The organism is Pseudomonas sp. AD21, assembly GCF_002878485.1.
GTDB lineage: Bacteria > Pseudomonadota > Gammaproteobacteria > Pseudomonadales > Pseudomonadaceae > Aquipseudomonas.
In genome coordinates this window covers 24,814-37,506 of sequence record NZ_NQYG01000052.1, presented here as the reverse complement: position 1 = coordinate 37,506, position 12,693 = coordinate 24,814, and the positions used below count along the sequence as shown (strand labels likewise).

The 12,693-nt window shown below is 60.8% G+C and carries 13 protein-coding genes; 4 read left to right on the top strand and 9 right to left on the bottom strand.

The window, feature by feature from the left end; translation table 11 throughout:
* Positions 1 to 69: 69 nt before the first annotated feature.
* The 3 genes from PseAD21_RS23105 to PseAD21_RS23095 form a co-directional block, all read right to left on the bottom strand.
* On the bottom strand, positions 70 to 963 hold the full coding sequence (locus tag PseAD21_RS23105; protein WP_102358072.1) for an NAD-dependent epimerase/dehydratase family protein: 894 nt from the start codon (positions 961 to 963) through the stop codon (positions 70 to 72).
* A gap of 103 nt (positions 964 to 1,066) precedes the next feature.
* Complete coding sequence (locus PseAD21_RS23100) at positions 1,067 to 1,978, bottom strand: LysR family transcriptional regulator (protein WP_102358070.1); 912 nt, start codon at positions 1,976 to 1,978, stop codon at positions 1,067 to 1,069.
* A gap of 112 nt (positions 1,979 to 2,090) precedes the next feature.
* Positions 2,091 to 2,681, bottom strand: coding sequence for an NAD(P)H-dependent oxidoreductase (locus PseAD21_RS23095; protein ID WP_102358069.1), 591 nt, complete (start codon positions 2,679 to 2,681; stop codon positions 2,091 to 2,093).
* 182 nt (positions 2,682 to 2,863) lie between these two features.
* Here PseAD21_RS23095 and PseAD21_RS23090 point away from each other — a divergent pair, with 182 nt between their 5' ends.
* Positions 2,864 to 3,178: a putative quinol monooxygenase gene (locus PseAD21_RS23090; protein ID WP_102358067.1), complete on the top strand. Its 315-nt coding sequence runs from the start codon at positions 2,864 to 2,866 to the stop codon at positions 3,176 to 3,178.
* Here PseAD21_RS23090 and PseAD21_RS23085 read toward each other — a convergent pair.
* On the bottom strand, positions 3,168 to 3,932 hold the full coding sequence (locus tag PseAD21_RS23085; RefSeq protein WP_102358066.1) for a sulfite exporter TauE/SafE family protein: 765 nt from the start codon (positions 3,930 to 3,932) through the stop codon (positions 3,168 to 3,170). The two genes, PseAD21_RS23090 and PseAD21_RS23085, sit on opposite strands and share 11 nt — an antisense overlap.
* A 212-nt stretch (positions 3,933 to 4,144) precedes the next feature.
* On the opposite strand from PseAD21_RS23085, the gene PseAD21_RS23080 reads away from it, so the two are divergent.
* From PseAD21_RS23080 to PseAD21_RS23070, 3 genes are all read left to right on the top strand, one after another.
* Positions 4,145 to 5,026 (top strand): LysR substrate-binding domain-containing protein, encoded by an 882-nt coding sequence (locus PseAD21_RS23080; protein WP_102358064.1) that lies wholly within the window; start codon positions 4,145 to 4,147, stop codon positions 5,024 to 5,026.
* Positions 5,027 to 5,081: 55 nt separating this feature from the next.
* Entirely contained in the window at positions 5,082 to 5,657 is a 576-nt protein-coding gene (locus PseAD21_RS23075) for an NAD(P)H-dependent oxidoreductase (RefSeq protein WP_102358063.1), read from the top strand.
* A gap of 199 nt (positions 5,658 to 5,856) precedes the next feature.
* On the top strand, positions 5,857 to 6,267 hold the full coding sequence (locus PseAD21_RS23070) for a MerR family transcriptional regulator (RefSeq protein ID WP_102358061.1): 411 nt from the start codon (positions 5,857 to 5,859) through the stop codon (positions 6,265 to 6,267).
* A gap of 69 nt (positions 6,268 to 6,336) precedes the next feature.
* Here the strand turns inward: PseAD21_RS23070 and PseAD21_RS23065 are convergent, their stop codons facing one another.
* From PseAD21_RS23065 to PseAD21_RS23045, 5 genes are all read right to left on the bottom strand, one after another.
* Positions 6,337 to 8,952 (bottom strand): RND family transporter, encoded by a 2,616-nt coding sequence (locus PseAD21_RS23065; RefSeq protein WP_102358073.1) that lies wholly within the window; start codon positions 8,950 to 8,952, stop codon positions 6,337 to 6,339.
* A gap of 33 nt (positions 8,953 to 8,985) precedes the next feature.
* On the bottom strand, positions 8,986 to 9,822 hold the full coding sequence (locus PseAD21_RS23060) for an outer membrane lipoprotein-sorting protein (RefSeq protein ID WP_102358060.1): 837 nt from the start codon (positions 9,820 to 9,822) through the stop codon (positions 8,986 to 8,988).
* A 72-nt stretch (positions 9,823 to 9,894) separates the two neighbouring features.
* Positions 9,895 to 11,145, bottom strand: coding sequence for a DUF1302 family protein (locus PseAD21_RS23055; RefSeq protein ID WP_256588244.1), 1,251 nt, complete (start codon positions 11,143 to 11,145; stop codon positions 9,895 to 9,897).
* 48 nt (positions 11,146 to 11,193) lie between these two features.
* Positions 11,194 to 11,958 carry an SDR family NAD(P)-dependent oxidoreductase gene (locus PseAD21_RS23050; RefSeq protein ID WP_102358057.1) on the bottom strand — a complete coding sequence of 255 codons (765 nt, stop codon included), beginning with the start codon at positions 11,956 to 11,958 and terminating at the stop codon, positions 11,194 to 11,196.
* Positions 11,955 to 12,692 (bottom strand): 3-oxoacyl-ACP reductase family protein, encoded by a 738-nt coding sequence (locus PseAD21_RS23045; RefSeq protein WP_102358055.1) that lies wholly within the window; start codon positions 12,690 to 12,692, stop codon positions 11,955 to 11,957. The genes PseAD21_RS23050 and PseAD21_RS23045 overlap by 4 nt, the downstream gene beginning before the upstream one ends.
* Between the last annotated feature and the right edge of the window lies 1 nt (position 12,693).

The window sequence follows — 12,693 nt, the reverse complement described above, 5'->3', positions numbered from 1 at the left end:
CACCTAAAGCCGTTTAGGGGCTAGGCATGAACCATAGAATCTCCCACAGGTATTGTGGTGTTCGACGAGTTACACCATTTCGTTACGAATCCATTCCACCACCGACGTACGCTTCGGCGCCCAGCCCAGCAGTTCGCGGGCGTGTTTGCCGCGGACGCGGCTGTTGGAACCGAGGCCGTAGTTGGCCATTTCATAGCCCCATTCGGCTTCGGCGTCTTTCAGCGGCCAGTCTTGCGGCTCCCCGAGGGTCAGCGCCTGGGCCATGGCGGTGGTCATGTCGATGAACGAGGCTTCACCGCTTTCGACGAAGTAGAAGGTGCCCGGCACGTTCCTCGTCAGCGCCAGCAGGTACAGGGCGACGACGTCTTCGATGTGCACGTTGGACCAGATGTTCTGACCACTGCCGACATGGCGCACCACACCGCTCTTGCGTGCCTGTTTCAACAGTCGCGGCAATTGCACGCTGTCGCGATTGACGCCCAGGCTGTGGCCGTAGATCAGCGTGTTACAGATCACCGCCGAGTTCACCCCGTCCCGCGCTGCCGCGAGGATCAGGTTGTCGATCGCCACGCGGGCAGCTTTGTCGGCGGTCGGTTCCGGCAGGTTGTCTTCGAAGTAGATGACGTCGCTGGATTTGCCGCCCGAAGCATCGCCGACGATGCTCGAACCACTGGTGTGCAGGAACACTTTGTCAGACCCGCGCAAGGCACCGAGCAAGGCTTGGACGGCACCGCGATGATCGCTGCTGGCGGCGTTGATCACCGCATCGGCAGCGTGGGCCTGTTCGGCCAGCAGCGTGCTGTCTTCGAGGGTGCCGATGACCGGGGTGATGCCCAGCGCTTTCAGCTCAACAGCCTGTTCGGCGCTGCGCACCAGACCGGTGACTTGATGCCCGGACTTAACCAGACCGGTAGCAATCGAGCCGCCGATAAAACCGGCGGCGCCGGTGATGAATACGTTCATGGAGAAACTCCCTGCGTGAATAAGTGATGCAGCGAGTATCGACCGGTAACCCGGGTGGAAAAACCCGCACTCGCCCAATTCACTCTTGCGCAGGGATCACGAATCAGCCTTTGAAATCGGCGCTGGCGTAGGCCGCGAGTTTGCTCTGGATGAAGTCGAGGAAGCACTGAATGCGCAGCGCCAGTTGCGAGTTACGGTAGTACACGGCGTTGATCGGCTGGCGATACCCACTATTGAACTCCGCCAGCAGCACCTTGAGACGTCCGGCGCGGATGTCGTCGATGGTCATGAAGTGCGACAGGCAGGCAATGCCCTGCCCTTCCAGCGCCAGATGGCGCACAGTCTCACCGCTGGAGGCGCTGATCGCCGGGGTGATCGGCCAGCGGTCACCGTGCACGTAACGCAGCGGCCACTGGTTGAGGCCTTCGTTGTGGGTGAAACCGAGCAGGGTGTGTTCGCTCAGCTCCGTGACTTGCTGCGGCGCCCCGTGCGTCTCCAGATACGCCGGACTGGCGACGATCAGCAGCGGACTGCAACCCAGCGACCGCGCATGCAGGGTGGAGTCGGCAAGGGTGCCGATGCGGATGGCGACGTCGGTGCTTTGTTCCAGCAGGTCGATGATCAGATCATTGCTGTTGAGTTCGAGCTGGATGTCCGGGTACAGCCCGCGGAACTCGTCGATGTACGGCACGATGGCGTGCAGCATGAAGGGTGACGCGGCGTTGATCCGCAGGCGTCCGGACGGGGTTTGCTGGCGCGACGACAGACGCTCTTCGAGGGCGTCCATCTGATCGAGAATCAGCTTGGCCTGCTCGAAGAAATACTTGCCCTCCTCGGTCAGGTCCATGCGCCGCGTGGTGCGGTTGATCAGCGTGGTGTCGAGCTTGGCTTCCAGCCGTGACAACGTGCGGCTGACCGCCGAAGGGGTCTGTCCGACCTGCTCGGCGGCAGCGGAAATCGAACCGCACTCGATCACGCAGACGAAAATCTGCAACTCATCGGATCTGGCTTTCACGGGCGTCCCTTAATTGATCGACTGCACAAATCCATTGTGGAGAGAGAACCCCCCTGTGGCGAGGGGATTTATCCCCTCACCACAGTTAAAACCCTCACCAGATAAAATCACCTCAAGCCTTGAGACCAAACACCTCTTTCAGATGCTGCTCATACCGCGCCACATCGTTCTCGATATCCGGACGCTTCATCACGTCCACACAGAGGAACGTCGGCAAACCGCTCATGCCAAGGAACTCGTTGGCCTTGTGAAACGGGAAATACACCGCGTCGACACCCTTGGCTTCGAAGAAGTCGGTCGGGTCATCGAAGGCTTGCTGTGGCGCGTTCCAGGTCAGCGACAACATGTATTGCTTGCCCTGGATCAGGCCGCCGCTGCCGTACTTCTGCGACGCATCGGAACGGGTACGGCCATCGCTGGCATAGAGACTGCCGTGGCCTTCGGTGAAGACTTCGTCGAGGTACTTTTTCACGGTCCACGGCGCGCCCATCCACCAGCCCGGCATCTGATAAATGATCACGTCGGCCCAGAGGAATTTGGCGACTTCTTCCGCGACGTCGTAGCCCTCGTCGATAGAGGTGGTTTTGACATCCACACCGCCGCGATCGAGCACGCTCAGCGCGGTTTCGTGCAGGGTGGCGTTGTAACGACCGTCGGAGTGGGCGAATTTCTTGCCGCCATTGAGCAACAACACTTTTTTCATGAGAACGCCTCGCGCAGCCATTGGGCTGGAGAAAGATGGGAACAGGAATGGCGTCAGGTTAACGATCCATCTCGCGCGGAATAAGCCGCGTCGGCGCAAAATACATTTGATCAAAAAGCACGAATCGAATGCCGATTGTTGCAATAGCATTCTCGGCCATCTGCATTTGAGGAGTTGTTTTGATGAGTGAACGCCACGGTTTCATCCTGCACGCCAAGACCCGCCCGGAGAAAGCCGAGGCTTTCGAAGCGCTGTTTCGCGCCTACGTCGAACCGAGCCGCGCCGAACCCGGCTGCATCGAGTACCACATGCTGCGCGACAAGGAAGACCCGACGCTGTTCATCTTCTACGAGATCTGGGAAAGCCAGGCGCACCTGGACGTGCACTCGAACCTGCCGCACATGCGGGAGTTTTTCGACAACCGCATGGCGTATCTGGAGCGTGATTTCGATATCCGTCGGATCGACATGCTCAGCGCGTCGTCGGCTAACCGCTGATTAGCAGATGGGCACCGAGCGCGCCCAGTCCGAGAAAAAACACCCGCTTGAACAGCACGGCGCTGATCCGCTGGCGCAACCATTGGCCGAGCCACATGCCCAGCATCGCCGGGACCAGCGCCAGCAGCGAGGCACTCAACTCGCCACCGCCCAGCGCACCGCGCCAGAACAGGCCGCCGGCCAGCGCCAGGGTCGAAACAGTGAATGACAGGCCCAGCGCCTGCACCAACTGATCACGGTTCAAGCCCAGCGCTTGCAGATACGGCACCGCCGGAATCACGAACACGCCGGTGGCCGAGGTGATGATGCCGGTGATCACCCCGCACACTGGACCGAGCCACGACTCATGCCGAGGGCGGAAGTGCAGCGTCGGCAGCAGCAACCCGCTCAACGCATAGAGCAGCAATGCCGCGCCCAGCCCGCGCACCACCCAATGCCCGCCTGCCATGCCGATCGCCAACGTGCCGACTGCGGTGCCGAGGAAAATCATCAGCAGCATCGACCACAGGCGTTTGATCAGACCTTTCAAGTGCCCGCCGAACGCCAGTTGCCAGAGGTTGGTCAGCGTTGCCGGAATGATCAGCAATGCTGCTGCCTGCGACGGTGCCATAGCCAGACCGAGCAGGCCCATGGCGACAGTGGGCAGGCCAAGGCCGATCACGCCCTTGATCAGGCCGGCCATGATGAAGGTGACCATGACCAGTAAAGACAAGGCCATACCGAGGTTTTGATAGAAGTCTGCGAGTGTGTTCATGGTGCTACTGTGCACCTGGGGTGGCGGGTTGAAAATCTGCCATATACTGAGACTGCCTCTGCCAGTGCAAGAGGCTGAATGATTCATTGAAGCGGCCGGCCTCATCGCGAGCAGGCTCACTCCTACAGGTTTGTGTTCACCACCGATCCAATGTAGGAGTGAGCCTGCTCGCGATAGGGCCAGTCCTGCCCCTACAAAATTTGAGGCTGCCCATGCACTTCGACCTCACCGACCTGCGCCTCTACCTGCACATTATCGACACCGGCAACATCACCGCCGGCGCCGCCCGCAGTCATCTTTCGCTCGCCGCCGCGAGTGCGCGGATCCGTGCCATGGAAGCCTCGCTGGGCACTGACTTCCTGCAACGCGGGCGCCGTGGCGTGACTCCGACGCCCGCCGGCAAAGCACTGGCGCAACACGCGCGAATCCTCCTGCAACAGGCCGAACGCCTGCAGCAGGATCTGGCTGACTACGCCCAGGGCGCCAAAGGTCAAGTACGCCTGTTGTGCAACACCACGGCCATCACCGAATACCTGCCGGAAGTACTGGCAGACTTTCTGCGCGACCATCCCAACCTCGACATTGATCTGCAAGAGTTGCCCAGCGCCCGCATCACCCACGCCCTGCGGCAAGGCGCGGCCGATCTGGGAATCGTGTCCGACGCGGTCGATACCCACGATTTGCAGACCGTGGTGTTTCGCGCCGATCCGCTGGTGCTGATCGTGCCGCACGGCCATCCGCTGGCCGCAAGCCTTTCGCTTACCTTCGCGCAAACCCTGGCCCATGACTACGTGGCCCTGGGCACCGACAGTGCGCTGGCGATTCATCTGGAGGAACAGGCGCTGCACGTCGGTCAGCGCATGGCGATCCGGATTCGCGCTGACGGTTTCGATGGCCTCATGCGCATGGTCGCGCGCGGGGTGGGACTGGCGATTGTGCCCCGGGTAGCGGTTGAGCGCTGGCCCTCGACAGACACGTTTACCTGCGTGCCGCTGGACGACGCCTGGGCCAACCGCACGCTGCATCTTTGTGCGCGCAATTTCGCGCGACTGCCAGCCTATGCCCAAGCCCTGCTGAATGCGTTGACGCCTTGACTCTACCGCTAGGGGCAGACTCTAAGCTGTGAGCTTCTTTTCAGGAGTACACACGATGAGCAAACGAATGCTCGTGATTCTGGGTCACCCCTCCAACGACAGTTTTTGCGGAGCATTGAGCGATACCTACGTTCAGGCGGCCAAAGACGCCGGGCATGACGTGCGTCTCATGCGCCTGGATGCGCTGGATTTCGACCCGGTCCTGCACGAGGGTTACAACAAGATTCAACCACTGGAGCCGGATCTGCTGCAGGCGCAGGCCGACATCACCTGGGCCGAGCACCTGACCTTCGTTTATCCGATCTGGTGGGGCGGAATTCCGGCCTTGATGAAGGGCTTCCTGGATCGCATCTTCCTGCCCGGATTTGCCTTCAAGTACCGCGAGGGCAAAGCCTTCCCGGACAAACTGCTCAAGGGCCGCACGGCACATTTGCTGGTGACCATGGACACGCCGTACTGGTACTACAAATGGTTCTACGGCATGCCGGGACTGCACCAGGTACGCAAGACCACGTTGGAGTTCTGTGGCATCAAGCCCATCAAGACCCTGACGTTCGGTCCCATGATCGGGTCCAAACCCGACCAGCGCGACAACTGGCTGGAGAAGGCCCGGGCCAGCGCCGCGTTCTGATCCAGCCGCACCTGTTCACCTGACGGCGCAGCCGACGCCGTCAGTCCCTCCACGGGCTCTCACCGAGCCCGTCCGTCAGCTGTGCGCGTCATTTACGCAGAGTTGCAACCTGCCGATGCTATTCACCCTATAATCGCCCGCCGATCAGGCCTCAAACCTGGTCCCGCTACGCCCTGTTTGATCATCGAGACGGATCTTTATGTATATCGGCAAAGCCGCCCAGCTGTCGGGCACCACAGTCAAAAGCATTCGCCATTACGAGGAAATCGGCCTGCTGCCGCAGCCCAAGCGTGAAGGCAAATACCGTATCTACAGCCAGGAGAGCGTCGAAGTGCTGACGTTCATCAAATGCGCCCAGCAATTGGGCTTCAAGCTCAAGGAGCTGCAGGTGATCCTGAACAACTACCGCGGCGACGAATTCCCGTGGGACATGGCCGAGCATGCCATCGCCCAGAAAAAAGCCGAACTGGTGGCCCAGATCGGCGATTTGCAGCAGTTGTACGATGGTCTTGAAGCGTTCGAAAACAATCTGCACGAAGCTCGACAGGAATGTCAGTTCGAGCGCATCGCCCGGCAGGGGGAAAAAAACCCGGGCGCTACGCTGAACTGAAAACCCTGTTGCGGCGCATGACAGGGTTCGCCTGTCGTATCAGGGCCAGCGGCCCCGGCGTATCAGCGCTCAGCCCGCCACTGTCTCACCGACCACAGGTTGCCCTTGAGCAGGTCGGGCAACCGGCGCAATCGCCGCAAAGAACCACGGCGACACCAGCGTCACCAGGACAATGGTCATGACGCCGCTGGAAAACAGTGCCATCGCCACCAGCGCCCCCAGGTCGACAATCGGCTTGAAGTCGGAAAACAGCAGCGCCATGAAGCCCACGGAGAAGATCACCACGTTGATCACCGTCGAGCGGCCAACGCTGTGCATGGCCTGCAGGATAGCCGCATCGATTTCGATGCCCTGCTGCACCAGCAACTTGATGCGCGACAGCAGGTGCACCGCGTAATCGACCACGCCCACCACCAGGAACGTCACCAGCGTCGTGCCGATGTTCAGTTCGATGTTGAACAGGAACATGAAGCCGTAGACCGTTACCGAGGTGGTCAGCAAGGTCAACATGCCGAGGATGCCGAGCCGTACCGACTTCAGCCAGTACATCATCATCAGCGTGACGACCAGCAACGCCAGGGAAAAGCTCAGGACCTGGCCCTGGGTAATCTCCTGCAGTACGCCGGTCCAGATCAACGGCGTGCCGGCGTGCGTCACCTCCAGGTTGGCCGGTTTGTTCACCAGCAGCCAGGCGTCGAGGCGATCGAGCATGCCCTGATAATCACTGGCGACCGACGAGGTCATGGTGTACAGCGTCAAGGCCTTGGAGAAGTCGGCGTTGAGCACGTTGTTCAGGTCCGAGCCACCACCGTTTTCGAACAGCATCACGTGCTGCTCAATCAGCGAATTGCCCGGCACTTCAAAACGCTCGACCTGCCCGTCGTCATTGACTGAGGTCACCTTTTCCATGGCGTTGGGCACGCGCAGGTAATCAGGGTTCATGTCGTTGAGCACCAGGTTCATGCGCTTGACGTAGGTGGCCAGCGAGTAGCCGTAACTGACGTTCGGTTGTTGCTTGATGAAGTGGTCGAGCTTGTCGATGAACTGCACCACTTCGGTGGTCAGCACTCCGCGCGGTTCCTTGCTGTCAATCGCGATCCAGCCCGGCGCCGTGCCCGCGACCTTGGCGTGGTTGATGAACTGGTCCGACACGCGGATATGACTTTGCGGCTTGAAGTAGGCGATGCCCGAGTCTTCGATATCGACGCGGAAGGTGAACACCGTGGCCAGCGCCAGCAACGGCAGCATGACCATGAGAATCGGTTTGCGAAAGCGGATCATCCAGGCGCAGAACGCCACCAGATAACGCGAGATGATCGATTCCTTGTGGGCCTCGACCTTGGCTTGCGGCGCCTGATCCTTGCCCCAGATGGAAATCCACGCCGGAATCAGCAGCAGCGAAATGATCAGCGCCGCCGTCAGGCCGATGGACATGAACACGCCGAAGTTGCGGATGCTGACGATGTTGTTGGTAGTGGAAATCATGAACGTGGCGATGGTCGTCACCGTCGTCAACACCACCGGGACCACCATCAGGCGCTGGGTTTCGCGATTGGCCTCGCGGTTGCTCTTGCCGGCGCTTTTCTGCTCGTAGTATTCGGCCATCACATGGATGGCGTCCGAGCAGCAGATGGTGAACAGAAACACCGGCAATACGCTGGTCAACAGATCGAACGGCACCCGCAACAGCGCCATCAGGCCCAGAGTCCAGATGGTGCAGAACAGGATATTGAACAGCGGCAACAGCACGCCCAGCGGCTTGCGGAAGAAGAACATCAGCAGCAGGGTGATCAGCAGAAACACGATCGGAAACAGCACCGCCAGGTCATGGTCGATGATTTCCTGCTGGGCCGCGATGAAGATCGGCATGCCGGCAATGAAGATCTCGTCCTTGTACTCGGGATGCTCGGCCTGATACTGCGCAACGATGCCGCGCACGATCTGATAGGCACGCAGTTGCGCCTGGGCGTCGTCCTGTTTGGTGCCGAGTTCGGCCACCAGCATCGCGACTTTCTTGTCCTTCGACACTACCCCGTCGACCATCAGCTCGTTGCCCATGATCTGCGACTCGACCACCGCCGGGTCCATGTCGTAGGCGTTGAGGGTCTTGTGGATCAACAACTCGCCGTCGTCGGTCAGAACGATGTTTTCCAGATCCCCCATCGAGGCCATTTCGCGGATCGGGTTGATCCGCTCGGCGAGGAAGGTCAGGAACAGCTGATCGTGCGAGTCCCAGTTCTGGCTCTGTGCATGGTCACGCAAGGCCTTGGCCTGGGCGTAGTCGTTCTGGGAAAAACCATCCTCCAGAATGTCCCGGGTCAAGAGCTGCGCGCGGCTGTCATTCGGGTACTTGCCGACGATTTGCGCCAGTTGCTCCTTGTCGGCATCGTTGGCCAGAATCATCTTGCGCACCGACTGCGACATCGAAAACAGCGCATTGAGCGTCTGCTTGTTGAAGACCGTCTGCGGGTTGTTCAGCGCCACCATCACCGAGTCGAACGTACCGGTGAATTCACCCTGCAAATCTATGATGGTCTTGCGCGCCGGATGGCTTTCCTTGAGCAGATAAGGGTTGGTGTCCGAAACCAGCGCGCCCAGCGTATAGGTGAAATACGCGGTAATCGCCACCAGCAGGAAAACAATCGCCCGCGCATAACGCTCGACGAAATTCAGATATCTTTCCATGATCATGTGTTCCAGGGTCGTCGGGAGCGGCGCTTAGCGGGCAGACACGGAAAATTCCGGCAGGTCACCGGTTTTCAGGCCGCGCTTGATCGCGGTCTGGGTAAACAGGCGGTCTTCCAGCGGGACGTTGTACTGCAATTGGTTGAAGCGCATTTCCGAGCGGGTGCCATCGATGAAGTGCTCGGTTTCGCTGAGCACGACGCTGTCGATCGCGTCGATGGTCTCGACCTTCTGCGTACGCATCTGCTTGATCAGCACGCCTTTGACGTCGAAGAAGTCCTGGCGCATGACCAGGAAGTTCTGCTTGTCGATCCACACCTTGAGTTTGTTGTAACCGGTCTTGGCCAGTACTTCAGGGGACGCCGGTTCACGCTCGATCACGTAGCAATCGCGGCCCTTGATCTGCTCCTCGCCGACGAGTTTCTGCGAGTAATCCTTGACCCGGATCTTGTCCAGGTCGGCATAGGAATACTCGCTGCCCATGAACGAACCGCGCTTGTCGGTGGTGGAGATCCGACGGGTCTGGCGGCTGACCGGCAGGTACATCCACTGGCTGTCTTCCAGGCCCAGGGCTTCGTGGGGGTTTTCGATGTGGAACGCAACATCGCGCACGTCGGTTGGCGCGGAGAAATACATGCTGAATTTGTCGCTGTCCGGGTAGTCCTTCTGCAGGTAGGTGAACTCACGAACTCGGGTATTGCCCTTCTTGTCGTGGAGAATCAGCGACACCTGGGACATGAAGCTTTTACCGTCATTGCGGTCGCGCACCTGGCGAACGATTTCATCGGCATTGCTGCCATCGGCAGCGCTGGCGCAGACGCCAGTGAGGATCAACGCGGTGGCGGTCAGGCTTTTCAAAAGTGGCAACATCGCAATTCCCTTTTCGTCGGATAAGTACATTGATTGGCGCCTGCGCCACCGGCGGCAGGCAGGCGTCACGGGTTAAAACAGATAGCCGGCCGACAGCCGCACTTGATCGCGCTTGCTGTACTCGCCGAAGGCCCTGTCGGGCTTGCCGAAGAACACGTCCACTTCCAGCCCCAGCTTGATGTAGTCCACCGGTTTGTAGGTGAAGATGCCCTGCAACAACGCGTTGTCCTTGAGCGGCGGCGAGGCGGCCGCCACCAGTCGGCTCTTGAGACGATCCTGTAGATGGGTGCCCTCGGCCGACAGGGTGAACAGCGGCTCGCGCTTGTCCTGCAACATGCCGTCCTGCCAGTCGAGCAACACCTGCTCCTGCCATTGCGCGGAGATCAGCCAGTCACGCCACAGGTAGTCGACCCCCAGCAGCGATTTGACCATCGAGGTGCTGTCGGCCCCGTAGGCGCGGGTCGGATTGGTCACGCGCCAGTTGTCGAACCAGGCGACTTCGCTACGCACCACGATGCTGTGCCCGGCATCGATCGCCAGCCCGGCACCGCCCATGGTGTAACGCGCAAACTGCCGCTCAAGGCGCGTACGACCGTCATCGGCCACGCCTTCGACGGCGTACACCGGGTCCTGCTGGCGCGCGCTCAGCGCGACGAAACTGGTATCCACCGCACCGATCCGGCCGTTGGCACTCAAGCCGTAGCCATAGCCCTTGTCGCCGTCATAACCGGGTTTGGAGTCGAGCAGGAAATACTCGGGATCCGGTGCCGCAAACAGCGGCGCGGCGAACTCGCTGCCCGCCACCGGCGGCTGGTTCTTGACGAAATCGGTGATCCACAGCGCCTCCAGCTCCCACTCGCCCAAGGGCTGCGCCACGCGCACCATCGGCACGGCGATGCGGCTGTCTTCGAGCAGCGGGGTCAAGCCATCGCGGTAGTCCAGCGGGTTGATCTGATCCAGCACGCGCAACTCGTCCGCACGCCCCCAGACCACCTGTTGCCAGCCGACCGTCACTTCACCGTCGCCCAGCGAATGGCCGACATACAGATGCCGCCAATCGGCGTCGAAGCGGTACTTTTCCCGGGCCCGCTCGCTGTACGGATTGTTGCCGTCGTAGCGCGCGTCATAGCGCACCCGGCCCTTGGCCTTGTAATAGCCGCCGTCCCAGTTGTCCTCCAGATTGGCTTTGAAATACATGGCCTTCTGCGTGACCTGATCGTCACCGTGCAGGCGCAGAGCCGTGGCCACGCCGATTTCGGCGTCGGCGTAATCGGGCTTGAGGTCGTCGACTTCCAGGGCCGCGAGGGCCGCCGGAGCAGCCATGCACGCCCACACCGTCCACGCGATGCGGTTGATAGATCCTGGCATCGCTTACATTCCCAACCCGACGCCGCCATCGATCACCAGGCTCTGGGCCGTGACCCCTCCCGCTTCAGGACTGGCCAGGTAACGCACCATCGCGGCCACTTCTTCGCTCTGGATGAAGCGGCGCATCGGCAGTTTTTTCTTCGCGTTGCGCACGATCTGTTCCTGGGTCAAACCGGCAATCGCCGCTTGCGTCGCCAGTTCGCCCTGCAGCATCGGGGTATCGATCCACGCCGGCAGAATCGCATTGACCGTGATCTGCCGCGAGGCCAGGTCCAGCGCCAGGGCCTTGGTCATGCCGACGATGCCGTGTTTGGAAGCGCAGTACGCGGTATTGCGCACCTTGCCGGCACGCCCGAGGATCGAGGACATGTTGATGATCCGTCCGCGATCCGGAATCAGCGCCAGGCACAACGAGGTGACGTAGAACGTACCGTTGAGGTTGACCGAAATCACCTTGTGCCAGTTATGCAGATCCTCAGGCTCGTTTTCGTTGCAGATGCCGGCGCTGTTGACCAACACGTCGACCTGCCGGACCTGGGTGCCGAGCTGCTTGAAGAACGCTTCCATGGCCGGCAGGTCGGCGATGTTCGCCGCGTGGGTCTCGACCCGCGCCTTGATCCGCTCCTGCTGCTCATCGACCCAGCCCTGCAGCTGTGGCAAGTCGAGGTCCAGCAGGATCAGGTGATTGTCGCCATTGGCCGCGAAGTCCTCGGCCACCGCGCGGCCGATGCCCTTGGCCGCACCGGTAATCAGAATGGTGCGGCTCATGGCATTTTTAACCCGCCGTTCACCGGCAGGACCTCCCCGGTCAGGTACAGGCCCCGGTCGGCGAGGTACAACACCGCTTCGGCAATCTCCTCCGGTTCGGCGTAACGCTTGATCAGCAGCCGCGACTGGATTTGCTCCTCCTGGCTACCGATCAGCGCCGTGCTCATCTCGGTCTTGACGATGCCCGGGGCCACCGCGTTGACCCGAATGTTGCGCGGCGCCAGCTCGACCGCCAGCGCGCGGGTCATGGCCTCGACCCCGCCCTTGGCCGCGGCGTAGTTGCTCTGGCCCTTGCCGGGCTTTTGCGCGGCGACCGAACTGATATTGACGATGCAACCACTGCGCTGGCGCAACATGCCCGGCAGCACTTGCTGACAGCAGAGCAAGGTGCCGACCAGATTGGTCTGGATCACGTCGACGATGTCACGCACGGGCATCGTCGCCAGCAAGCCGTCACGGGTAATGCCGGCGTTGTTGACCAGCAGATCGACACGCTGGAAATGCGCCTCGACCCGCCCGAAGAATGACTGGATGCTGTCGCCGCTGCTGATATCGCATTGCAGCGCCAGGCAATCCACACCCGACGCCTGCACCTCATCGCGCAAGGCCATCGCGGCCACTTCATCACGCACATAACTGAACGCGACGTGATAACCGGCACCCGCCAGCGCCAGGACGATCGCCCGGCCGATGCCACGGCTGCCGCCGGTCACTACTGCTACTTTGTTCGGCATG